The organism is Vibrio paracholerae (assembly GCF_037672085.1).
Taxonomy (GTDB): Bacteria; Pseudomonadota; Gammaproteobacteria; order Enterobacterales; family Vibrionaceae; genus Vibrio; species Vibrio cholerae.
In genome coordinates this window covers 2,367,888-2,391,984 of record NZ_JBBHLM010000002.1, presented here as the reverse complement: position 1 = coordinate 2,391,984, position 24,097 = coordinate 2,367,888, and the positions used below count along the sequence as shown (strand labels likewise).

General features: G+C 46.6%; 21 protein-coding genes and 2 tRNA genes. 18 read left to right on the top strand and 5 right to left on the bottom strand.

The annotated features are described in order from the left end of the window. Positions 1-66: 66 nt before the first annotated feature. Complete coding sequence (gene dacB, locus R4537_RS15960; RefSeq protein WP_071179705.1) at positions 67-1,512, bottom strand: serine-type D-Ala-D-Ala carboxypeptidase; 1,446 nt, start codon at positions 1,510-1,512, stop codon at positions 67-69. Between the two features lie 97 nt (positions 1,513-1,609). Then, entirely contained in the window at positions 1,610-2,632 is a 1,023-nt protein-coding gene (locus tag R4537_RS15955; RefSeq protein WP_071179706.1) for a porin, read from the bottom strand. A gap of 555 nt (positions 2,633-3,187) precedes the next feature. Between R4537_RS15955 and greA the strand changes: the two genes are divergently transcribed. Continuing rightward, positions 3,188-3,661 (top strand): transcription elongation factor GreA, encoded by a 474-nt coding sequence (gene greA / locus R4537_RS15950; RefSeq protein ID WP_001924700.1) that lies wholly within the window; start codon positions 3,188-3,190, stop codon positions 3,659-3,661. 76 nt (positions 3,662-3,737) lie between these two features. Here greA and yhbY read toward each other — a convergent pair whose 3' ends face one another. Then, a complete protein-coding gene (yhbY, locus tag R4537_RS15945; RefSeq protein WP_001054290.1) occupies positions 3,738-4,034 on the bottom strand; it encodes a ribosome assembly RNA-binding protein YhbY in 297 nt (98 codons plus the stop codon). Between the two features lie 119 nt (positions 4,035-4,153). On the opposite strand from yhbY, the gene rlmE reads away from it, so the two are divergent. The 17 genes from rlmE (at position 4,154) to vcrM (ending at position 22,069) form a co-directional block, all read left to right on the top strand. Beyond that, the gene (gene rlmE / locus R4537_RS15940; RefSeq protein ID WP_000043220.1) at positions 4,154-4,783 is read left to right on the top strand and encodes a 23S rRNA (uridine(2552)-2'-O)-methyltransferase RlmE; all 630 of its coding nucleotides are present in this window, start codon (positions 4,154-4,156) and stop codon (positions 4,781-4,783) included. Between the two features lie 109 nt (positions 4,784-4,892). Continuing rightward, the gene (gene ftsH / locus R4537_RS15935; protein WP_071179707.1) at positions 4,893-6,839 is read left to right on the top strand and encodes an ATP-dependent zinc metalloprotease FtsH; all 1,947 of its coding nucleotides are present in this window, start codon (positions 4,893-4,895) and stop codon (positions 6,837-6,839) included. Between the two features lie 66 nt (positions 6,840-6,905). Further along, positions 6,906-7,742: a dihydropteroate synthase gene (gene folP / locus R4537_RS15930; RefSeq protein WP_071179708.1), complete on the top strand. Its 837-nt coding sequence runs from the start codon at positions 6,906-6,908 to the stop codon at positions 7,740-7,742. A gap of 25 nt (positions 7,743-7,767) precedes the next feature. After that, positions 7,768-9,108 carry a phosphoglucosamine mutase gene (gene glmM, locus R4537_RS15925; RefSeq protein WP_071179709.1) on the top strand — a complete coding sequence of 447 codons (1,341 nt, stop codon included), beginning with the start codon at positions 7,768-7,770 and terminating at the stop codon, positions 9,106-9,108. Positions 9,109-9,364: 256 nt separating this feature from the next. Next, positions 9,365-9,700, top strand: a complete 336-nt coding sequence (gene secG, locus R4537_RS15920; protein ID WP_002031100.1) for a preprotein translocase subunit SecG — start codon at positions 9,365-9,367, stop codon at positions 9,698-9,700. Positions 9,701-9,708: 8 nt separating this feature from the next. Beyond that, positions 9,709-9,792: transfer RNA gene (locus R4537_RS15915), tRNA-Leu, on the top strand. Positions 9,793-9,845: 53 nt separating this feature from the next. Next, a tRNA-Met gene (locus R4537_RS15910) sits at positions 9,846-9,922 on the top strand. A 212-nt stretch (positions 9,923-10,134) separates the two neighbouring features. Then, positions 10,135-10,590, top strand: a complete 456-nt coding sequence (gene rimP / locus R4537_RS15905; protein ID WP_000147147.1) for a ribosome maturation factor RimP — start codon at positions 10,135-10,137, stop codon at positions 10,588-10,590. A gap of 18 nt (positions 10,591-10,608) precedes the next feature. After that, positions 10,609-12,096 (top strand): transcription termination factor NusA, encoded by a 1,488-nt coding sequence (gene nusA, locus R4537_RS15900; protein WP_000031599.1) that lies wholly within the window; start codon positions 10,609-10,611, stop codon positions 12,094-12,096. A gap of 23 nt (positions 12,097-12,119) precedes the next feature. Then, positions 12,120-14,816 (top strand): translation initiation factor IF-2, encoded by a 2,697-nt coding sequence (infB, locus tag R4537_RS15895; RefSeq protein WP_000192213.1) that lies wholly within the window; start codon positions 12,120-12,122, stop codon positions 14,814-14,816. Between the two features lie 100 nt (positions 14,817-14,916). After that, positions 14,917-15,315 (top strand): 30S ribosome-binding factor RbfA, encoded by a 399-nt coding sequence (gene rbfA / locus R4537_RS15890; protein WP_001123653.1) that lies wholly within the window; start codon positions 14,917-14,919, stop codon positions 15,313-15,315. After that, positions 15,315-16,253 carry a tRNA pseudouridine(55) synthase TruB gene (gene truB, locus R4537_RS15885; RefSeq protein ID WP_071179710.1) on the top strand — a complete coding sequence of 313 codons (939 nt, stop codon included), beginning with the start codon at positions 15,315-15,317 and terminating at the stop codon, positions 16,251-16,253. Before rbfA ends, truB begins: the two co-directional genes overlap by 1 nt. Positions 16,254-16,394: 141 nt before the next feature. After that, positions 16,395-16,664: a 30S ribosomal protein S15 gene (gene rpsO / locus R4537_RS15880; protein ID WP_000055654.1), complete on the top strand. Its 270-nt coding sequence runs from the start codon at positions 16,395-16,397 to the stop codon at positions 16,662-16,664. A gap of 362 nt (positions 16,665-17,026) precedes the next feature. Then, positions 17,027-19,156, top strand: a complete 2,130-nt coding sequence (gene pnp / locus R4537_RS15875; protein WP_071179711.1) for a polyribonucleotide nucleotidyltransferase — start codon at positions 17,027-17,029, stop codon at positions 19,154-19,156. A gap of 115 nt (positions 19,157-19,271) precedes the next feature. Next, complete coding sequence (gene nlpI / locus R4537_RS15870; RefSeq protein WP_071179712.1) at positions 19,272-20,183, top strand: lipoprotein NlpI; 912 nt, start codon at positions 19,272-19,274, stop codon at positions 20,181-20,183. A 98-nt stretch (positions 20,184-20,281) separates the two neighbouring features. Further along, positions 20,282-20,689 (top strand): MarR family winged helix-turn-helix transcriptional regulator, encoded by a 408-nt coding sequence (locus R4537_RS15865; protein WP_000887848.1) that lies wholly within the window; start codon positions 20,282-20,284, stop codon positions 20,687-20,689. Positions 20,690-20,731: 42 nt separating this feature from the next. Continuing rightward, positions 20,732-22,069 carry a sodium-coupled multidrug efflux MATE transporter VcrM gene (vcrM, locus tag R4537_RS15860; RefSeq protein ID WP_000981941.1) on the top strand — a complete coding sequence of 446 codons (1,338 nt, stop codon included), beginning with the start codon at positions 20,732-20,734 and terminating at the stop codon, positions 22,067-22,069. Between the two features lie 46 nt (positions 22,070-22,115). On the opposite strand, the gene R4537_RS15855 is transcribed toward vcrM, so the two are convergent. Both R4537_RS15855 and ubiU read right to left on the bottom strand, forming a co-directional pair. After that, positions 22,116-22,994, bottom strand: a complete 879-nt coding sequence (locus R4537_RS15855) for a U32 family peptidase (protein WP_071179713.1) — start codon at positions 22,992-22,994, stop codon at positions 22,116-22,118. 11 nt (positions 22,995-23,005) lie between these two features. After that, positions 23,006-24,019 (bottom strand): ubiquinone anaerobic biosynthesis protein UbiU, encoded by a 1,014-nt coding sequence (gene ubiU, locus R4537_RS15850; protein ID WP_071179714.1) that lies wholly within the window; start codon positions 24,017-24,019, stop codon positions 23,006-23,008. Positions 24,020-24,097: the final 78 nt, after the last annotated feature.

The window sequence follows — 24,097 nt, the reverse complement described above, 5'->3', positions numbered from 1 at the left end:
TTCCAAACCTGAGCTAAAAATAAATAAAAAGCGCCAAACGGCGCTTTTTATTTTTCAGCTAGAAGCCTAGTTTGACTGGGATGCCAAGCGATTAAACTGAATAAGCTCCTGATAGAGCTGAGTTTCAAACTGAATGATCGGTGGTTCAACTGCTATTTCAGGATTGGGTTTGGGAGGAAAATAGTCGGTGACGAATTGAACAAATAGGGTCTTAGGGCGCTGATTTTCGTCCATCACAAAGCCCGCCATATTGTAAGTGCCATAAAGTGAGCCACTTTTCGCCTTAATTTGGCCACTGATTTGTGGCGCACGCATACTGCGTCGATATTGCAAAGTGCCCGATTCTCCCGCTGAAGGCAGCATCGCAATTAACCCAAGCTCAGCTTCGTGCCGATAAAGGTAGCGAAGAGTATCCAGCATCACTTGTGGACGCATCCGGTTATTACGTGAAAGGCCAGAGCCATCGGCAAGCTGAGTATCTTGTAATGAAATGCCAGTGCGAGAGTAAAAAATCTGTTTAATCGCTTGTGTTCCGTTGGTAAAGCTACCGGGTTGAGAGTAAAAACGGTGGCCTAAGGCTTTGGTCAAGGTATCGGCGATCAGATTGTCGGACTCTTGCAACATGGTTTTCAGTAACACAGGCAGCGGCTTGGACTGATGAGCAGCGATTTTCTGCGCTTGTTTGGTATTGGCTTTACCGACTTTAACCTCCCCTTTGAGCTGGATATTTAGCTGGTTGAGAAGACGATAAACCACTCGCTGGGTATAGAGCCCAGTATCTTGCACCGCAAATTTTAACGGTAAGGGTTTGTCTCGTAAGGCTAAACAGCCATCTAGCTTATAGTGATTCTCAGGTGTTACCGTCAGTTCTAAATCACACAGCAAACCTTCTTGTTCGCGCTGTGTCACGCTGATGGCTTGTGACTGAACATGCACAGGGTAGTGCTCTGGGACATAAACGCGCGTTTTACCTTGTGGCTCAGTATAAATGGAGGCCTCAATACAGTTACCATCGAGGTTGATGGCACTGGCTGGAGCGCTATAGCAGACGCCTAAAATATCCCATGGCCAGCCTACCGCACGCTCATATCCACTAAATACACTATTATCCAGCCACAAATCGCCCTCAATTCTGCCGCCACTTTGCGCTTTCATCGCTTTGAGCAGTGTCGTTAAATCCGTAGTAGTAAGGGTAGGGTCGCCTGAAAAGCGAATGATCCAATCTTGCCCTGAACGCATTAAATCAGTGTGAAAGCGAAACTCATCACCCAGTTCTAATTTTGCGGCGAGCGCCGTCAAAATCTTCTGGGTGCTAGCGGGGGGATAGTAAAGATGAGTATTGAGTTCGAGAGTGTTCTGCTGCGATGCGGCATCTTCAATCAATAGGCTATAACGAGCCCCTTGAGGAAGTTTAGTCGTTGCGGCAGTTAATGGTGTTTGCGCGTAAATCGGAGAGGCGATTAGAAAACAGCTAATGGAGAGTAACCAAACGGGTATGAAGCGAGAAAGCATAGCAATAACATCCACCAAGAAACGTTGCTGCAGTATAACGAGATAGAAAAACGCCTGCTAGTCAGCAGGCGTTTGGCGTGTGACCTGAAGTCAACAATTAGAAGTCGTAACGTAGACCGATAGCCAGTTCGTCTTCAGCGTCGATCTTAGTTGCTACACCTTTACCACTAACTTTACCCAACACATCACCAGCATCAATCATGTTGAAGTTGTAAGAGATGTAAGAGCGGAAGTTTGGTTTGAAGTAGTAAGTCGCGTCGATAGCAAAGTTATTTGCTGAAGTTTCTTTTGCTGTTTCTGCATTGTTGTATGTAGCAGTAAACGCAGCTTGACCTAGTTTGTAACCAGCAGCCAGCTCGTAGCCAGTGTAGTCAACATCTTTAGCTTTTTCACCGTCAGTGAATAGACCTGCGAAGTAGAAATCAGCAATAGCGTAAGAAGCCGCTAACATGTATTGGTCTTGAGTATCTTGATCTGCGTAGCCAGCACCGATATTGAAACCAGTGTCACCAAATGCGTAAACAGCAGACAGTGAGTAGCCGTCTTTGCCATTGTCAGAGTACTTGGCAGCGTTTGTTTCAGCTACAACATTACCCATTGCATCAACAGTGTTACGGTCAGCAAAACGATAGCTTGCTTTCACACCTAGATCACCAAATTGACCTTTATAAGCCAGCATGTTGTCCACGCGATCTGCGACTGCAATTTTGTCTGCAGCTGAGTTGCCGTGGTAAGACATGATATCGGTGAAGTCAGTAATTACGCCTAATGCGCCATCGTTTTTACCGTAAGTCACTTCACCGTAAGTACCACCGATACCTGCATAGGTATAACGGTTATCTAGGTTGTTGTTAGCGTTGTTTTCACCTTGGTCGTTAGTCTCAAATTGACCTTCGTAGAAACCCACACCGTACAGACTATCATTGATAGCTACTTTACCTAGGAAGTTTAGACGTACACGAGATTTATCATCTGCTTTACCGTCTTTAAGAGATAGACGCGCTTCAGCACGGCCACCCATATTTAAAGAAGCGCCATCTTGGTTGTAGATTTCGCCAGCATTTACACCAGTAGCCACTGCAGCAGCTGATACAGCAAGAGCAATCAGAGTCTTGTTCATCTTATTAAGTCCTAATTTATTGTCCATAAATTTGATTTTTGTGCGACGTAAGCCACGTCAATCGAAATAGGTGATGCATCAAGCTTCATTGGTCATTGTTGTATTGAAACCATAAAGCATAAAGATTTGATGGCTCAGCCATTTTCGTGGCTACTTTTTTACTCCCAAAGTTCCGCTATCAGTTAGTAAAATGATATAAATCCAAATTATGAACACTGTTTTATTGGTGGTAAAAATTTATCAAGTTGATGTTTTTAAAATGTTTTATCTTTTTTGCATGAGCGGTTTTTTTAATTTAATTTGTTGTATTTTTTATTTTTTTTTATCGAGATTGAGCAAAATACACACAATCTAATTGTGCTAAAGATCACATATAAAAAGCAAAAATGAGGATTCAACTAAATTCGCCTCGCAAATCTTGAATTTGGATGATTTAGCTCTTAACTTTGTTTACACTTTTGAGTAATCCAAATGGTTCAACCTTAACCCGACCCGATTTAGGATGTTGGGAAATTTTTTATTGTCCAAAGAAGAACTTTGGCGCAGAGGTAAATGATGGAAAAAGTTCCAATGACAGCGCGTGGTGAAAAGCTACTGCGTGAAGAACTCGATAGACTATTAAAACTCAGACCTAAAATTACAGAAGCGATTGCCGAAGCTCGTGAGCTTGGTGATTTGAAAGAAAATGCGGAATACCATGCCGCACGCGAAGAGCAAGGGATCTGTGAAGCGCAAATTCGTGATATCGAATACAAGCTATCAGTCGCGCAGGTTATTGATGTCACTAAGATGGAAAACAGTGGCAAAGTCATTTTTGGTGCCACGGTGACGGTGATTGATGTTAACAGTGATGAAGAGAAGACTTACCAAATCGTTGGTGATGATGAAGCGGATATCAAATCGGGTCGTATTTCAGTCAATTCACCGATTGCTCGCGGTTTGATTGGTAAATTTGAAGGCGATGAAGTCTCGATTGCGACTCCGGGGGGTAATAAGGCCTTCGAAATTGATCGAGTGGAATATCTATAGTTTCGCAATTAACCAATCATTTTAGGAAAAAGTAAAAAAGGTCGCAGTCGCGACCTTTTTTTCATCCGTTGGCTGATTATTTGCGTGGCAATTCGATTTTGCGTTGCTGAGACTGGCGATAAAGTACTAGGACTTTACCAATTACCTGTACTTTCTCGGCACCAGTTTCGCGAACAATTGCGTCAACGATCAATTGCTTAGTGTCACGATCTTCAGAAACGACTTTCACTTTAATCAGTTCATGATGATCGAGCGCAATTTCGATTTCCGCCAGCACAGCTTCTGTGAGTCCGTTAGCGCCCATCAACACAACAGGTTTTAAGTTGTGTGCCAAGCCTTTCAGATGCTGCTTTTGTTTGTTGCTTAGGTTCATTACGCGGCCAAATTTATTTAATATTAGGGTTGAAAACCGTCATTTTAACGCCATCTATGCTAGAAGACTATATTTTCTACCAGACTTTCTTGGATAGTGGTGACTTAGTTAGGAACAAAATGAGTAAACAGAAACACTCGGCCAGCTCAACTCGCTGGTTAAAAGAGCATTTTGACGACAAATATGTTAACGAAGCAAAGAAGAAAGGCTATCGTTCACGTGCTATCTTCAAAATAGAAGAGATCCAAAACAAAGATAAACTACTAAAAGCTGGTATGACAGTTGTCGATCTTGGCGCTGCACCTGGTGGATGGTCGCAATTTGCGGCCAAAGTAGTTGGCGAAGGTGGGCGTGTTATTGCGTGTGACCTTTTACCCATGGAGTCGATTGCTGGAGTATCTTTCTTACAAGGTGACTTTCGTGAGGAAGCGGTACTCAATGCATTGCTAGATCGAATCCAGCCAGATATGGTCGATGTAGTGATGTCTGATATGGCACCTAATATGGCGGGTAACTTGTCCGTCGATCAGCCACGCGCCATGTATCTTGTCGAATTAGCACTGGATATGTGTCGACAAGTTCTGGCTCCCAATGGTAGTTTTGTGGTGAAAGTGTTTCAAGGAGAAGGCTTTGATGATTATGTCAAAGCAGTAAGAGACCTGTTTAAAGTGGTTAAAATTCGTAAACCGGACTCCTCTCGATCACGTTCACGAGAAGTTTTTATCGTAGCGACTGGTTACAAAGGTTAACTATTTCACTATTTGGTGCCTAAGTAGACCCTATAGCCGCTAGCTACAAACTGTAGTACCCTACCTTTTAATTACAATTAGTTATCGCGAGGCTTACACCTTGAGTGACATGGCAAAAAATTTAATCCTGTGGCTTGTGATTGCTGTCGTTTTGATGTCTGTATTCCAGAGCTTCGGCCCCGGTGAGAATAACGGCAGAGCAGTCGACTACACCACATTTGTAAAGGAAGTTGGTCAAGGCCAGATTCAGGAAGCTCAATTCAACAACGGTGAAATTACTTTCATGCGTCGTGGAGGCGGAAGCCGTTATGTAACTTACATGCCGGTTTATGATCAAAAGCTGCTCGATGACTTGATCAATCAAGACGTGAAAGTACAAGGTACACCTCCTGAACAGCAAAGCTTGCTGGGTACCATTTTCATCTCTTGGTTCCCAATGATCCTATTGATTGGGGTTTGGATCTTCTTTATGCGTCAAATGCAAGGTGGCGGTGGCAAAGGTGCCATGTCATTTGGTAAAAGCAAAGCGCGTATGATGAGTGAAGACCAAATAAAGACGACCTTCAACGATGTAGCGGGTTGTGACGAAGCAAAAGAAGATGTGAAAGAACTAGTGGACTACCTGCGTGATCCGAGCCGCTTCCAAAAGCTGGGTGGTAAGATCCCAACGGGTGTACTCATGGTTGGTCCTCCTGGTACTGGTAAAACCTTGCTTGCCAAAGCCATTGCTGGTGAAGCTAAAGTGCCATTCTTCACTATCTCTGGTTCGGATTTCGTCGAAATGTTTGTCGGTGTTGGTGCGTCTCGTGTGCGTGACATGTTCGAACAAGCGAAGAAAGCCTCACCATGTATTATTTTCATTGATGAAATTGATGCAGTGGGTCGTCAGCGTGGCGCGGGTGTTGGTGGTGGTCATGATGAACGTGAGCAGACACTAAACCAAATGCTGGTGGAAATGGATGGTTTTGAAGGCAATGAAGGCATTATTGTCATCGCGGCAACCAACCGTCCTGACGTGTTGGATCCTGCATTGTTGCGTCCGGGACGTTTTGACCGTCAAGTCGTGGTAGGCCTGCCGGATGTGCGTGGCCGCGAGCAAATTCTTAAAGTGCATATGCGCAAAGTGCCTCTGGCGAATGATGTAGAGCCATCATTGATTGCACGTGGTACTCCTGGGTTCTCAGGTGCGGATTTGGCGAACTTAGTTAACGAAGCGGCGCTGTTTGCTGCTCGTGGCAACAAGCGCAACGTCTCTATGGTTGAGTTTGAACTTGCAAAAGACAAAATAATGATGGGTGCTGAGCGCCGTTCAATGGTGATGTCTGAGGAGATCAAAGAGTCTACCGCTTACCATGAAGCTGGCCATGCGGTAGTGGGTCGCCTTGTGCCTGAACATGACCCGGTTTACAAAGTGTCAATTATTCCTCGAGGTCGTGCGCTCGGTGTCACCATGTATCTGCCTGAGCAAGATCGCGTGAGTATGTCTAAACAGCATCTGGAATCGATGATCTCTAGCTTGTACGGCGGTCGTCTTGCTGAAGAGTTGATTTACGGCAAAGAGAAAGTTTCAACAGGCGCATCAAACGATATCGAGCGTGCAACAGAAATTGCTCGTAAGATGGTGACCCAATGGGGCTTCTCTGAAAAGCTAGGTCCTATGTTGTACGCGGAAGATGAAGGCGAAGTGTTCCTTGGACGCAGTGTAACACAGACCAAACACATGTCTGATGACACCGCAAAGCTGATTGATGACGAAATTCGCCAAATTATCGATCGCAACTACGAACGAGCTCGCCAAATCATCATGGATAATATGGATATCATGCATGCAATGAAAGATGCCTTGATGAAGTATGAAACTATCGATGCAGGTCAAATTGATGACTTGATGGCGCGTAAGCCTGTGATTCGTGAGCCAGCAGGTTGGGGTGATCAATCGAAAACTCCGTCTGAACCTGAAGTAAAAGCTGAGCCTGAAGCTAAGGCGGAAGAATCTACAGCAGAGACTGCTTCATCGGATGTCGCGACAGCAAGCGAGAAAAAAGACGCTGAATAACATCACTTTTAACTTTAAACCCCGACTTGTTCGGGGTTTTGTGTTTGCAGGGAATATATTTTTAGAATGCTGAAAATCAGTCATGCCGATAAGCAGCTTGAGCTGCATTCACCCGTTGTGATGGGGATCTTAAATACTACGCCAGACTCCTTTTCTGATGGCGGCCGTTACGTTGACCTTGATATCGCATTGGCAAGAGCGCAGCAAATGATCGACCTTGGTGTCGCGATTATTGATATTGGCGGTGAATCAACTCGACCAGGCGCTCCTGATGTGGCTTTAGAAGAGGAATTACAGCGCGTCATCCCGCTTATCAAAGCGATTCGAAAACAGAATGCTAAGGTATGGATTTCGATTGATACCAGCAAAGCGGAAGTGATGCGCCAAGCATTAGCCGTGGGAGCCGATCTGATTAATGATGTGCGTGCTTTGCAAGAGCCGGGAGCGCTTGAAGTAGCAGCGCAGGCTCAAGTTCCCGTCTGTATTATGCATATGCAAGGTCAACCGCGGACGATGCAAGCTAACCCACACTACGACAATCTTATTGAAGAGGTTTGCCAGTTTTTAGCTGAGCGAATTACACAATGCGAAGCGGCGGGTATTAAGCGTGAGAATATCATCTTAGATCCCGGTTTTGGTTTTGGAAAATCGGTGCAACACAATTATCATTTGCTCGCCCATTTAGAACAGTTTCATCGTTTTGGATTGCCTGTTTTAGCTGGAATGTCACGTAAATCAATGATTTTTAAAACACTGAATAAGCAGCCTGCTGAATGTGTGGCTGGGAGTGTTGCTTGTGCGACTCTTGCTGCTCATAAAGGGGCACAAATTATCCGTGTTCATGATGTAGAGCAGACCATTGATGCACTCAAAATGGTGCAGATGATGAATAACAATTTGTAAAAACAATAATGTAAAGGAAACGCAAATGTCTGATAAAAGACGTTATTTTGGCACTGATGGCGTTCGTGGCAAAGTTGGCCAGTACCCCATTACTCCTGATTTTGTACTTAAGCTTGGCTGGGCGGCTGGACGTGTACTGGCAAAACAAGGCACGAAAAAGGTCATCATAGGTAAAGATACGCGTATTTCTGGCTATATGTTGGAGTCTGCACTAGAAGCTGGGCTTGCCGCTGCGGGGTTGAAAGCAACATTTACTGGCCCTATGCCAACACCTGCTGTCGCTTATCTCACTCAAACTTTCCGTGCAGAAGCGGGGATCGTTATTTCTGCATCGCACAACCCTTACTACGATAACGGTATCAAATTCTTCTCTTATGAAGGAACCAAACTGCCAGATGAGATTGAGTTAGCGATTGAAGCTGAGTTGGATAAAGACATTGAATGTGTTGAATCGGCTGAGCTTGGTAAAGCTTCACGCATGGTGGATGCGGCTGGGCGTTATATTGAATTTTGTAAAAGCACTTTCCCTTCAAAACTCAGTTTGTCTGGTTTGAAGCTTGTCGTGGATTGCGCCAATGGTGCCACGTACCATATTGCGCCCAATGTTTTCCGTGAGTTGGGAGCGGAAGTCATTGCGATGGGCGTTGAGCCTAATGGTTTGAATATCAATGACCAAGTCGGTGCAACCGATGTTCGCGCACTGCAAAAACGCGTTGTTGAAGAACAAGCACATCTTGGCCTTGCTTTCGATGGTGATGGCGATCGCATCATCATGGTTGACCACCTAGGCAATAAAGTCGATGGTGACCAAATCGCTTACATTATTGCCCGCGACGCACTGCGCCGTGGTGAGCTCAAGGGTGGTGTTGTTGGGACATTGATGACGAACCTTGGCATGGAAAATGGACTCAAACAGCTGGGCATTCCATTTGTACGCGCTGCAGTCGGTGATCGCTATGTTATGGAAAAACTTCTAGAGAAAGGCTGGAAGATTGGTGCGGAAAACTCAGGCCACGTTATTTTACTTGATAAAGTGACTACGGGTGATGCGATTGTCGCAGGCCTACAAGTGCTTGCTTCAGTGGTTGGTAGTGAAATGACTTTGCATGAATTAGCGAAAGGCATGACGCTTTACCCACAAGTGTTGGAGAATGTTCGTTTTGCTGGAGATGGTAATCCACTTGAAGCTGATGCGGTGAAAGCGGCGGTATCTGAAGTTGAAGCTGAGCTAGGTTCGAAAGGTCGTGTATTACTGCGCAAGTCGGGTACAGAACCGCTGATCCGTGTGATGGTGGAAGGGGAAGATGATGCGCTAGTTAAGCAGTCTGCGCTGAAAATTGCTCAAGCAGTAAAAGATAACTGCTAAATGCAACAACGTATTTCTTCGATTCCTAGTCAGTTGATTTCTTGCTAGGAATTGGAGAAATGCTCGAAAAAACGTTGTTGTGCGAGTTTTTTGAGCGATCAAATCGTAAAGTGATTTTTTTTAGAAAATACCTCTTGTCAGCCTCGGAACCATTCGTTAGTATTGCGTCCGCTTTCGGAGAGAAAGGTTGCTGGCTTTGTTCAAATCAATCGATGGGAACGTCGCTAGCTCAACAAATATGACATAGGTGGAAGTAATGTTTACAGTTCTACTTGTGATTTACCTGTTGGCAGCGGTTGCTATTATTGGCCTAGTGTTGATTCAGCAAGGTAAAGGCGCAGATATGGGAGCCTCATTCGGTGCCGGCGCGTCAAACACTGTGTTTGGTGCTGGTGGCTCAGGTAACTTCCTAACCCGAATGACTGCGATTTTCGCAACAGTTTTTTTTGTTATCAGCCTAGTGCTTGGCAATATGTCAACGCATAAGACCGAATCACAATGGGTTGACCCTTCACAAGGTCAAGTGATTCAGAAAGCTGGTGACACAGTGAGTGAAACGCCTGCTAAAAGCAGTGACGAAATTCCTCAATAAATAGATATGCCGAGATGGTGAAATTGGTAGACACACTAGCATGAGGTGCTAGCGCCTTAGGTGTGAGGGTTCGAGTCCCTCTCTCGGCACCATATTTACAAACTTGTAAATCATCTTGTTGAGCGTATAATGCTCGCAAGTCGGACGCGGGGTGGAGCAGCTTGGTAGCTCGTCGGGCTCATAACCCGAAGGTCGTTGGTTCAAATCCAGCCCCCGCAACCAATCTCTTTAGCGATTAGAGAGACAAGTTTGGCAGTGTTAACCTCACTGCAGTTGGGAAGCGATTCTCAATTTATCAGGGTCCAGCAATAAAAAACCCCGACTTAATCGGGGTTTTTTATTATCTAAATTTCCTTTTTAAAGGGTTTTAGGTATTTGCTTGGTATTTAAATTGGGCTCTAAGCCCTTTTTTTGTTTCTGGAGTGGTTTAGTAGATGACTGGTTTAGAAAGACAACTTACTGAAATGCTTGAAGCTCCGGTGGTTGCTGCAGGTTACGAGTTAGTTGGATTAGAGTTCGTCCGTGCAGGGCAACATTCCACACTACGTATCTTTATTGATCACGAAAACGGTATCACAGTGGAAGACTGCGCAGAAGTCAGTCGCCAAGTGAGTGCGGTTTTGGATGTTGAAGACCCTATTTCGGTCGTTTACAACCTCGAAGTGTCTTCTCCTGGTCTAGAAAGACCACTCTTTAAAGCAGCACATTACGAGCAGTTTATTGGTCACGAGGTCAGCATCGTTTTGAAGATGGCTGTTGGTAACCGTCGCAAGTGGAAAGGCATCATTCAATCAATTGATGGTGAAACCGTTGTTGTGATGGTGGATGGGCAAGAAGAACACTTTGCCTTGAGTAACATTTCAAAAGCTAACCTGATCCCTAAATTTTAAGTCTTTGAGGCTAGAACAATGAGTAAAGAAATTTTAGCGGTAGTTGAGGCGGTTTCTAACGAGAAAGCGGTACCTCGTGAGCGTATTTTTGAAGCGCTGGAAACTGCGTTAGCGACTTCAACCAAAAAGAAGTATGAAATCGAGATCGATGTACGCGTAGCAATCGATCGCAAAACCGGTGCATTTGAAACTTTCCGTCGTTGGTTAGTGGTTGAAAATGTTGAACACCCAACCAAAGAAATCTCATTTGATGCAGCAAGCTTTGATGATGATTCTGTTCAATTGGGCGACTACATCGAAGATCAGATTGATTCTGTTACTTTCGACCGTATTACCACCCAAACAGCCAAACAAGTGATCGTACAAAAAGTTCGTGAAGCTGAGCGTGCACAAATCGTTGAACAGTTCATTGATAATGAAGGTGAATTGGTTACCGGCGTGGTTAAGAAAGTGAACCGCGAAACCGTAATCCTTGACCTTGGCAACAACGCAGAAGCGGTAATTTTGCGTGAAGATCAACTGCCACGCGAAAACTTCCGTCCTGGCGATCGCGTCCGTGGTTTGCTGTACAAAGTGGCTCCAGAAGCACGTGGTTTCCAACTCTTCATCACTCGTTCTAAGCCAGAGATGTTAGCTGAACTGTTCCGTGTTGAAGTGCCAGAAATTGGTGAAGAGCTGATTGAGCTTAAGGCTGCAGCGCGTGATCCTGGTTCGCGTGCCAAGATCGCGGTAAAAACCAATGATAAGCGTATCGATCCTGTTGGTGCGTGTGTGGGTATGCGTGGAGCACGTGTACAAGCGGTTTCTGGTGAACTGGGTGGCGAGCGTATCGACATTGTGCTTTGGGATGATAATCCAGCGCAATTCGTCATTAACGCTATGGCTCCTGCCGATGTTGCTTCAATCATTATGGATGAAGACGCACATTCAATGGATATCGCAGTTGAAGCCGATAACCTTGCGCAAGCGATCGGTCGTAATGGCCAAAACGTGCGCCTAGCTTCTCAACTTACGGGTTGGGAGCTGAATGTAATGACAGTCGCAGATCTGCAGAAGAAACACCAAGAAGAATCAATGGCATCCATTGAGAACTTTATGAAGTACTTAGATATTGAGCAAGATTTCGCTGAATTGTTGGTTGAAGAAGGTTTCTCTACTCTAGAAGAGATCGCTTACGTACCAATGAATGAGCTACTTGATGTTGATGGTATGGATGAAGATCTGGTTGAAGAGCTAAGAGGACGCGCTAAAGAAGCGCTCACTACCATTGCTCTTGCAAAAGAAGAGTCGTTCGAAGGTCTTGAGCCTGCAGAAGATCTGCTTGCGCTTGCAGGACTAGAACGCGAAATGGCATTCAAACTGGCAGCGAAAGGTGTTGCGACACTGGAAGATCTGGCTGACCAAGGTGTGGATGATTTAGAAGGTATTGAAGGTCTGACCGAGCAACGTGCGGGTGAGCTCATTATGGCTGCTCGTAATATCTGTTGGTTCGGTGAAGACGCATAATTTCAGCAAGGGGAGGAAGCGGCATGACACAAATTACCGTTAAAGCACTGAGTGAAGAAATTGGTACACCAGTAGACCGCTTATTAGAGCAACTTGCTGATGCAGGAATGAACAAGGCCGTTGCAGATAATGTATCCGAAGATGAGAAGCAGAAGTTGTTGGCTCATTTACGTAAAGAGCACGGTGATACAACAGGCGCCGAGCCAACACGTTTAACTCTGCAGCGCAAAACCCGCAGTACACTGAGCGTTAACGCCGGTGGCGGTAAAAGTAAGAATGTTCAGATTGAGGTGCGCAAAAAACGTACGTATGTTAAGCGCGGTTCTGTCGAAGATGAAGCGACTCGTGAAGCGGAAGAAGCCGCAATGCGTGCCGCGGAAGAGCAAGCAAAACGTGAAGCTGAAGAAGCAGCAAAACGTGCGGCAGAAGAAAAAGCCAAACGTGAAGCAGAAGAAGCAGCTAAACGTGAACTAGAGGCAAAACGTGTTGCAGAAGAAAAAGCGAAGCGTGAAGCGCAAGCAACGACTCAACCACGTTCTGACCAAGACAAATTGAAGCAAGAAGCAGCGCGCAAAGAAGCCGAGGCGCTAAAACGTCGCCAGGAAGAAGAAGCAAGACGTAAGGCCGAAGAGGAAAGTCGCCGTCAACTTGAAAAAGTACGCGAATTGGCTGAAAAAAATGGTGAGCGTTGGTCTGCTGATAAAGAGACTGTAGGTGATATGCAAGAAAACACAGACTACCATGTAACGACTTCGCTTTATGCACGTGAAGCCGAAGATGAAGCGGATCTTCACGAAGAAGGTGCTCGTCGTCGCTCGACAAAAGCGAACAAGAGAAAAATGTCTTCTCGTGATGATAACCAAGAACGCGATTCTCGTCCTCGTGGCGGTAAAGCGGGTCGTAAGGGTCGCATCAACAAGCCTACCTCAATGCAGCATGGTTTTGATAAAACTGCGGTAGTGGCAAAAGCAGATGTTGTGATTGGTGAAACCATCATCGTCTCTGAACTAGCACAGAAAATGTCAGTTAAAGCGACTGAAATTATCAAAGTCATGATGAAAATGGGTGCGATGGCAACCATTAACCAAGTGATCGATCAGGAAACGGCACAATTGGTGGCGGAGGAGATGGGTCATAAGGTTCTGATTCGTAAGGAAAACGAGCTAGAAGAAGCGATCATGTCGGATCGTGACGATAAGTTCGAAGAAGTTTCTCGTGCACCTGTTGTGACCATCATGGGCCACGTTGACCACGGTAAAACCTCAACATTGGATTACATTCGTCGTACCCACGTAGCTTCTGGTGAAGCTGGCGGTATTACTCAGCACATTGGTGCTTACCATGTTGAAACACCAAACGGTATGATCACCTTCCTGGATACACCTGGACACGCGGCTTTTACGGCTATGCGTGCTCGTGGTGCACAGGCAACGGATATCGTTGTTCTGGTTGTCGCAGCGGACGATGGCGTAATGCCACAAACTGTCGAGGCTATCCAACACGCGAAAGCGGCTGGCGTACCTTTGATTGTCGCTGTGAACAAGATTGATAAAGATACCGCGAACCCAGATAACGTTAAAACAGAACTGTCACAATACAATGTCATGCCTGAAGAGTGGGGCGGTGAGAACATGTTCGTTCACATCTCTGCGAAACAAGGCACCAACATTGACGGTCTACTGGAAGCTATCCTGCTGCAAGCTGAAGTTCTTGAACTGAAAGCTGTAAAACAAGGTATGGCGTCTGGTGTGGTTATCGAATCACGTCTGGATAAAGGCCGTGGTCCGGTGGCTACCATTCTGGTTCAATCGGGTACTCTGCGTAAGGGTGACATTGTTCTATGTGGTCAAGAATATGGCCGCGTTCGTGCAATGCGTGATGAAGTCGGTAATGAAGTTGAAGAAGCTGGCCCATCAATCCCTGTTGAAATCCTTGGCCTGTCAGGTGTTCCTGCAGCCGGTGATGAAGCAACCGTAGTACGTGATGAGCGTAAAGCGCGTGAAGTGGCTAACTACCGTGCCGGTAAGTTCCGTGAAGTGAAACTGGCTCGTCAGCAGAAATCTAAACTAGAGAACATGTTCTCTAACATGACTGCAGGTGATGTGGCTGAACTGAACATTGTACTCAAAGCTGATGTACAAGGTTCGGTGGAAGCGATTGCGGATTCGTTGACCAGACTTTCTACAGAAGAAGTTAAAGTGAACATTGTCGGCTCTGGTGTCGGTGGTATCACTGAAACTGATGCGGTATTGGCTGCTGCTTCTAACGCTATCGTGGTTGGTTTTAACGTACGTGCTGATGCGTCAGCTCGCCGTATGATTGAAGCTGAAAATATCGATCTGCGTTACTACTCAATCATTTACCAATTGATCGATGAAGTGAAGCAGGCGATGAGCGGTATGCTTGCCCCTGAGTTCAAACAAGAGATCATTGGTTTGGCTGAAGTACGTGATGTATTTAAGTCACCAAAACTGGGTGCGATTGCAGGCTGTATGGTTACTGAAGGCGTGATCAAGCGTAATGCTCCGATCCGTGTTCTGCGCGACAACGTAGTAATCTATGAAGGTGAACTGGAATCTCTACGTCGCTTCAAAGATGACGTTGCAGAAGTTAAGAATGGTTACGAGTGTGGTATCGGCGTTAAGAACTACAATGATGTTCGCGTCGGTGACCAGATCGAAGTCTTCGAGACTATCGAAATCCAACGTACCATCGATTAATCAACCTGTGTTGTATTAATCGAGGCAATGTAGGTTGTTGAATACACCATGGGGGGCTGGTCAAACCATCCCCCCATTCTTTCTATCAGTGAGAAACGATATGCCAAAAGAATTTAGCCGTAGCCAACGTGTGGCACAGCAATTACAAAAAGAACTGGCGATGATCCTGCAACGTGAAGTGCGTGATTCTCGTTTAGGGATGGTGACTATTTCTGATGTGGAAGTGTCACGCGATTTGGCTTATGCCAAAGTATTTGTGACTTTCCTGTGCATTGGAGAGCAAACCCCTGAGTCTTGCTTAGAAGCATTGCGTGAGCACGAAGTGCAGATCCGCATGATGCTAGGTAAACAGATCCGTTTACGCTTAACGCCAGAAGTTCGCTTCTATTACGACAATACCTTAGTAGAAGGTATGCGCATGTCGAATTTGGTGACAGAAGTGATCAATAGTGACAAGCGTCGTAAACATGAAGCGGGTCGTGATGAGGACGAAGCGTAATGGCTCGTCGACGTAAAGGTCGGGTTATCCACGGTGTGATTCTGTTGGATAAGCCGACAGGTATCTCTTCCAACGACGCTTTGCAAAAGGTTAAACGCCTCTATGGCGCTGAAAAAGCGGGACATACTGGCGCGCTTGATCCTTTGGCGACGGGCATGTTGCCAATCTGCCTCGGTGAAGCCACTAAGTTTTCCCAATTTCTGCTCGATTCTGATAAGCGTTATCGTGTGATCGCCAAATTGGGTGAACGTACCGATACCTCAGATTCTGATGGTCAAGTGGTACAAACCCGTCCTGTTCAGGTGGATCGCGATACGCTGCTGGCCTGTATCACCAAGTTTCGCGGTGAAACGGATCAAGTTCCATCCATGTTTTCAGCGTTGAAATACCAAGGTCGTCCACTCTACGAATACGCCCGTCAGGGCATTGAAGTTCCGCGTGAAGCGCGCAAGATCACTGTGTATGAGATTGAGCTGCATCGCTTTGAAGCTGATGAAGTGGAGATGGAAGTGCACTGCTCGAAAGGCACTTACATCCGTACCATAGTCGATGATCTGGGTGAAATGCTGGGCTGTGGAGCGCATGTGACCATGCTGCGCCGTGTGGGTGTCGCTAACTATCCGTATGAGCGAATGGTGACGCTAGAGCAACTCAACGCTTTGGTTGAACAAGCCCATCGTGACGAAAAAGCGGTGGCTGATGTTCTCGATCCGCTATTGCTGCCGATGGATACCGCCGTGGAAGCTTTACCCGAAGTCAACGTGATCCCAGAACTGATGGCACTTATTCAGCATGGGCAAGCAGTACAAGTTTCGGGTGCACCATCCGATGGTATGGTACGCATTACTGGCGGTGAGCAGAAGCTATTCCTTGGCGTTGGCGAGATTGACGATAACGGTAAGGTTGCGCCGAAACGCTTGGTGGTGTACGGCGAATAAATTCGTGGAAGGGCTCGCTGTATGGCGAGACATTCCGCTTGTGCGGATTAGGAATATTCCCTATAATCCGCGCTTCTCGTGTCGGCTGAATCAGAGATTGGCTGGCACAAACTTAAACCTTAAACTCTTTAGGAGAGAACTATGTCTCTGAATGCAGAAACTAAAGCAGCAATCGTTGCTGAATACGCACGTTGCGAAAATGACACAGGTTCACCAGAAGTACAGATCGCTCTACTGACTGCTTCTATCAACCACCTGCAAGGTCACTTCCAAGCACACAAAGGCGATCACCACAGCCGTCGTGGTCTGCTACGTATGGTTTCAAGCCGTCGTAAACTGCTGGACTACCTGAAAGGTAAAGATCTGTCTCGTTACCAAGATCTGATCAAACGTCTAGGCCTGCGTCGTTAATTCGTCGCTGCAAAGCACAGTTTGTACAAAAAGGGGCGTAAGCCCCTTTTTTGCAGGCTAAATTTGCACTCTAAATTAGCTATCCTTCCTCTAAGTAGTTTATACTATCCGCCGTTCAGTCTACGTGGCTGAACAAGTTTGTGCTCATGGCATTACAGTCACCGTAGTCGACCAAAAGGTCGCGGCTATTAAAAACAGATTGCTCTTACAAATAGATCGCTCTTAAAAACAGATCGCCATTAAAACCGATTGTTTCTCGAACGTACTCCCAAGTTGTCAGTCTATTTTTACTAGTCGCGATTAGTAGTGCTCTGAGTATTGATGATTTGATTTCAGGCTTGTCCTGAGAATAAGGAATACTCATGTTCGAAAAACCAGTAGTAAAAACGTTTAAGTACGGTAACCACACCGTTACTCTCGAAACGGGCGTAATGGCTCGCCAAGCAACAGCAGCAGTAATGGCTACCATGGATGACACCGCAGTGTTTGTCTCTGTGGTGGGTAAGAAAGAAGCGGTAGTGGGTCAAGATTTCTTCCCATTGACCGTAAACTACCAAGAGCGTACTTACGCGGCAGGTAAAATCCCAGGCGGTTTCTTTAAGCGCGAAGGTCGTCCTTCTGAAGGCGAAACACTGACCGCACGCCTGATTGACCGTCCAATCCGTCCACTGTTCCCTGATGGTTTCACTAACGAAGTGCAAGTGATCGCGACTGTAGTTTCAGTAAACCCAGATGTACAACCTGACATCATCTCGATGATCGGTACATCTGCAGCACTGGCGATTTCTGGTCTCCCATTCAATGGCCCAATTGGTGCTGCTCGTGTGGGCCACATTGATGGTCAATTTGTTCTGAACCCAAGTGAAAAAGAACTGAAACAGTCTCGTTTGGATCTGGTGGTTGCGGGTACTGACAATGCAGTATTGATGGTGGAATCAGAAGCACAAATTCTGACTGAAGAAGAGATGCTGGCCGCCGTTGTGTTTGGTCACGATCAACAACAAGCCGTGATCAAAGCAATCAATGAATTCGCAGCTGAAGTGGCAACACCAGCATGGGAATGGGTTGCACCAGCAGAAAACACTGAGCTGAAAGCGAAAGTGGCTGCCCTAGCAGAAATGCGTTTGGTCGAAGCTTATCAAATCACTGAGAAAATGGCGCGTTATGATCGTATCCATGAAATCAGTGCAGACGTGACAGCAGCTCTGCTGGCTGAAAACGAAGCTTTAGACACCAAAGAAATTCACACCATTTTCCACGATCTGGAAAAAACCGTTGTTCGTCGCAGCATCATCGCGGGTAACCCACGTATCGATGGCCGTGAAAAAGACATGGTTCGTGCTCTGGACGTTCGTACTGGCGTTCTGCCACGTACTCACGGCTCTGCTCTGTTCACGCGTGGTGAAACTCAGGCTCTGGTTACCGCAACTCTGGGTACTCAACGTGATGCGCAAATCATCGATGAGCTGACTGGCGAGAAGAAAGATCACTTCCTACTGCACTACAACTTCCCTCCATACTGTGTGGGTGAAACGGGTTTTGTGGGTTCTCCTAAGCGTCGCGAAATCGGTCACGGCCGTTTGGCGAAACGTGGTATTGCTGCGGTTATGCCATCACCAGAAGAGTTCCCGTACACAGTACGTGTCGTTTCTGAAATCACGGAATCTAACGGTTCATCTTCAATGGCTTCTGTGTGTGGTTCATCTCTTGCTCTGATGGATGCCGGTGTTCCAATCAAGGCTTCTGTTGCGGGTATCGCAATGGGTCTGGTGAAAGAAGAAAATGATTTTGTAGTTCTGTCTGACATCCTAGGTGATGAAGACCACCTTGGTGACATGGACTTTAAAGTCGCAGGTACCGCGACCGGTGTTACTGCACTGCAGATGGACATCAAGATCGAAGGCATCACCAAAGAGATCATGCAAATCGCTCTGAACCAAGCGAAAGGCGCTCGTCTACACATTCTGTCTGTGATGGATCAAGCGATCTCTGCAGCGCGTAGCGATATCTCTGAATTTGCGCCACGTATCCACACGATGAAGATCAGCGTTGAGAAGATCAAAGACGTGATCGGTAAAGGCGGTGCGGTGATTCGTCAGTTGACGGAAGAAACGGGTACCACCATCGAGATCGAAGATGACGGCACGATCAAGATTGCTGCGACTGACGGCGATCAAGCGAAAGAGGCGATCCGCCGTATTCAAGAGATCACCGCTGAAGTTGAAGTGGGCGTGATCTACACTGGTAAAGTAGCTCGTTTGGCAGACTTTGGTGCGTTTGTAACGATTCTTCCTGGTAAAGATGGTCTAGTACACATCTCTCAAATCGCTGACAAGCGCGTAGAGAAAGTGTCAGACTACCTGACTGAAGGCCAAGAAGTTCAAGTTAAAGTGCTGGAAATCGACCGCCAAGGCCGTGTACGTCTAAGCATGAAAGAAGCGGTTGAAACTTCTGATGCAGCAGTAGCAGAAGTGGCACCACAAGCGGAATAATTTTCCGTTGCTGGAGCAAAAACAACACGGCTTTTACTTTTCATAATAAAAGCGTGCTATAAAGGGAGCGTTATTCGCTCCCTTTTTTATGCGAAATCCCACAGGAGTATGATGAGTGAAATGGTTTCGATTCCCGATAGCGGTGATAGGATTGGTTCTGCTGTCAGGGTGTGCCACGCAGAATGAATCTGCAACCCAATGGCTTTACCCGCCAATGGCGGTGCCGCTGCAAGCGTCGATTCAACAAGAAGTGCAAATCGCCCGCTTGAGCCAATTATTACAGCGCACGGATCTTGAGCCTGAGATACGCGCTAAAATGCTGTTCGAACGTGGCAATTATTACGACAGTGTCGGTTTACGTGATTTGGCTCGGCTCGATTTTACTCAATCGCTCTCGATTAACCCGGCGCAGCCCGATGTGTTTAACTTGCTAGGGGTGTATTACACAGAAGCGGGCGAGTTTGATGCCGCGTATGAATCCTTCGATTCGACGTTAGAATTGGATCCTAGTAACGAGTACGCCGTGCGCAATCGCGCCATTGCGCTTTACTATGGCGAGCGCCCACAACTGGCACTCGAAGAGATCACTAAGCACTATCAGCAAGACCCACAAGATCCCTTTCGGGCGCTGTGGCTGTATATCATAGAAAGCGATATTGACCCTACCAAAGCGCGTACAGAATTGCTTGAACGCTATCAGCAGCACGATGAACAGTGGGGCTGGGTGCTGGTAGGACTGATGCTGGAACAACTCTCGGAAGAGGTCGCATTCAAAGCCATTATTGCGGGCTCTCGAGAAAATGAGCTATTAGCACAGCGTCTCACAGAGGCTTATTTCTACCTAGGTAAGCGTTATCAAATGCAAGGAGAACTGGCACATGCTCTCTCTTTGTATAAACTCGCGATTTCCTTCAATGTGTATGAATATGTGGAGCATCGCTATGCTTTTCTTGAGCTAGGGCGTATCTATCAACAAGCCCGTGAAGAGCAGTTAGCGCGCGCGAAAGCCGAAGCAATGACACAATAGTTTCACCTCTCTCTGATAAAAAAGCCGCATCTTGCGGCTTTTTTTGTCGCTAGGACTTTGGCATAATAGTTAGTCTTGCTAACTATATGTCATCGAATATGCTCGACGTTAATTTAGAAAAAATGGAACGCTTTGCTGCCAAAGTTTGGCGTAAATATGGCAAAGAAGATCCCCTTGCTCAGCTCAGTTTTAACGAATATGACTACCTGAAAGTGATCCAAAGCGCCCCTCAAGCGATCCGCTTAACTGATTTAGCACAGGCGTTAGAAGTGAGTAAGCCTTCTGCCTCTAACATGCTGAAGAAGCTTGAACGGCGAGGTTTAGTGAAGCGTGTTCAGTGCCAATCGGATGCGCGTTCTCAATTGTTTGAGCTGACCGAACAAGCGGAATTACATCTGGCGAGTGAAGCTAAGGTTTATCAGATTTTGGCAGAACAAGTGGCGCAGAATTTATCTTCTGAAGAAGCGATGATGCTGGACTTATTATTGGGTAAAGCACTGCGCTAGTCAGAATTTTATTAGATAGGCTAACTAAATAGATATGTTTGTATGATGAATCGTTCGATTTACCGACAGTTTGTTCGCTACACCATTCCTACGGTGGCTGCGATGCTGGTTAATGGTCTGTATCAAGTGGTGGATGGCATTTTCATTGGCCACTATGTGGGCGCTGAGGGATTAGCTGGCATTAACGTGGCTTGGCCTGTGATTGGCACCATCCTCGGGATTGGTATGTTAGTTGGGGTGGGAACTGGAGCTTTGGCTTCAATCAAACAAGGGGAAGGCCACCCTGACAGTGCTAAGCGTATTCTGGCCACTGGATTGATGAGTTTGTTGCTACTTGCCCCTATTGTGGCAGTGATTTTGTGGTTTATGGCGGATGACTTCTTGCGTTGGCAAGGCGCTGAAGGAAGGGTGTTTGAATTAGGCCTCCAGTACCTACAAGTGTTAATTGTTGGCTGTTTGTTCACCTTAGGCTCGATTGCGATGCCGTTTTTGCTGCGTAACGATCACAGCCCCAATTTGGCTACGTTATTAATGGTGATTGGCGCACTGACCAATATCGCACTTGATTATCTGTTTATCGCTTGGCTGCAATGGGAGCTGACCGGTGCAGCGATCGCCACCACTCTTGCGCAGGTGGTGGTCACGTTATTAGGGTTGGCGTATTTCTTTTCTGCCCGAGCTAATATGCGTTTAACTCGTCGTTGCTTAAGGTTGGAGTGGCACTCGTTACCCAAGATCTTCGCGATTGGCGTCTCAAGCTTTTTTATGTACGCCTACGGTTCCACCATGGTTGCGCTGCACAACACCTTGATGATCGAGTACGGCAACGCCGTCATGGTCGGCGCTTATGCGGTGATGGGGTACATAGTGACGATCTACTACCTGACCGTTGAAGGTATTGCGAATGGTATGCAGCCGCTGGCCAGCTACCATTTTGGGGCACGTAATTACGATCACATTCGTAAGTTATTGCGTTTGGCGATGGGGATTGCCGTACTGGGAGGGATGGCGTTTGTGCTGGTGCTCAATCTTTTCCCTGAGCAGGCGATTGCGATATTTAACTCCAGCGACAGCGAATTGATCGCAGGAGCGCAAATGGGTATTAAGCTGCATCTGTTTGCGATGTATCTTGATGGTTTCTTAGTAGTGAGCGCGGCGTATTACCAATCCACCAATCGCGGTGGCAAAGCCATGTTTATTACCGTGGGGAATATGTCGATCATGTTGCCCTTCCTGTTTATTTTGCCACAGTTTTTTGGGCTGACAGGAGTATGGATCGCCTTACCCATCTCCAACATTGTGCTGAGTACAGTGGTCGGCATTATGCTCTGGCGCGATGTGAACAAAATGGGCAAACCTACCCAAGTTTCCTATGCATGAAAAGGCAAATAAAAAGGGTTGCGGATGAGCAACCCTTTGGTAAACCTTAGCTATTTTTAACGGCCAAACCAGCTAATTGATGCCAGTAACCGTTGCACTGATGGCTGGCAATCGGCTGTGGCTTCAGTCCTTGTTCATTGGCTTTGAATTGCTCAAGATGTTGGAACGTCTCAACACCCAGTGGGCTTAAACGCACCACATCGACCAATCCGGCCATACTTGGTAAATCGTTGACCAAGTTGTAGCAGTAACCCGATTGGGTTTGAATACCATTGAGGTTAAATACCGATTGCCCCTCTTGGCTCGCGACTTGAATGCCCGTCGGGTAGTGAATACAGCAGGTCTCACATTCGTCTTTGGCGCGGTTTTCGGCGCGTGCGGTAAAGCAGCGCGCCGAATAAGCCAGTGGTAAATAGCCGTGGCTAAACACTTCTACTTCAAATTGTCCGCGAATATTGAGCTCGTCACACTGTTGTAAGGTGTTGATTAGCCAGTCTCGTGACAGCTCAACTGGCATACACCAACGGATCATGCCTTGTTTTAAAAACAGCTTGAGAGTGTGTGCGTTATAGGTATTGACGGCAGGGCCGACGATAAAAGGAAGGCCTTTTTCGTGCGCCATCTGAATAGCAGAAACATCATTGGCTTCAATCGCGAAATCACCGTTATCGATGTACTTCTTCATCACATTGATTTCACTTGGCGCTTCAAGCAGTGCCATAGTAGAAAGCACCACTTGTTTGCCAGCAGCGGAGAGGGATTTGGCAATCTCAAACCAGTGTTGCGGTTTCATTTCACGGCGCTTCGAGCAGACAGTTTCACCAAGATAAATCACATCCGCCATGCTAGCGGCGGCTTGAGTATAGAAACTTTCAACGTCCTGTTTTGGCCAGAAATAGAGTAGTGGACCTAAAGCATATTTCATGATCGTTGCCCTTATTGCCATTGACGGTGATAGGCACCGAGTGTGGTTTGGGTACCTTCTGAGACATTGGCCAGTGCCGCATTCCATTTAGGTTCGACTTGGTACTGTGCAGGATTGGCTAAGTAGCGATCAATCGCGGCACGCCAAGTGCGGGTGACTTGTTCGACATACGCAGGGCTTCGTTGACGCCCCTCAATTTTTACCGAAGCTACATTGGCGGCAAACAGCTCTGGCAGCAGTGACAAGGTATTTAAACTGGTTGGCTCTTCAAGGGCGTGATAGCACTTACTTTGGCCATCTAGCTCAGTAATAAAGCGCCCTTTACACAGGGTTGGATAGCCTGCATTTTCCCCTGCCGCATACTTATCAATCAAAATTTCGTTCAAGCGAGATTCAAGTCCAGATTCTGTCTCTTGCCAGCGTACATATTTGGCGGGAGAGCAAGCTCCAACCGTATTAGGCGACTCACCCGTCATGTAAGAGGAGAGATAACAGCGGCCTTCCGACATGATGCACAAGCTGCCAAAGGCGAACACTTCCAGCTCGACACCTTGTGGAATATTACGCGAAAGCTGTTTTACCTGATGAATGGATAGCACGCGCGGCAGAACCACACGTTTGACGTTAAAGTTCTGATGATAAAACTCAACGGCTTTCACATTAGTCGCAGAGGCTTGTACCGACAAATGCAATTCAAGCTGCGGATAGCGCCGCGCCGCATACTCCAGCACGGCAATATCGGCAATGATTAAGGCATCAACCCCGAGATCGGCCGCTTGATCTACCGCATTGGTCCAGCGCTCGAAGCCATTAGGATGGGCGAAGGTATTGAGTGCAATATGAATTTTTTTATGGTGGTCGTGTACGTAATCCACCGCATTTTCGAGCTTTTTGCCGCTAAAATTAAGGCCGGCAAAATGGCGAGCGTTGGTATCATCTTTGAAACCGATATAAACCGCATCGGCACCACAATCAATCGCTGTTTTCAGGGCCGGCAAATTTCCGGCCGGACAGAGAAGTTCCATAGCGTAAGGCTCTGAATTCAGGGAATAGTGAACGCATTTTAGGAAGGATTGAGTCTCCCCGATTTGATGTAAGGCAGG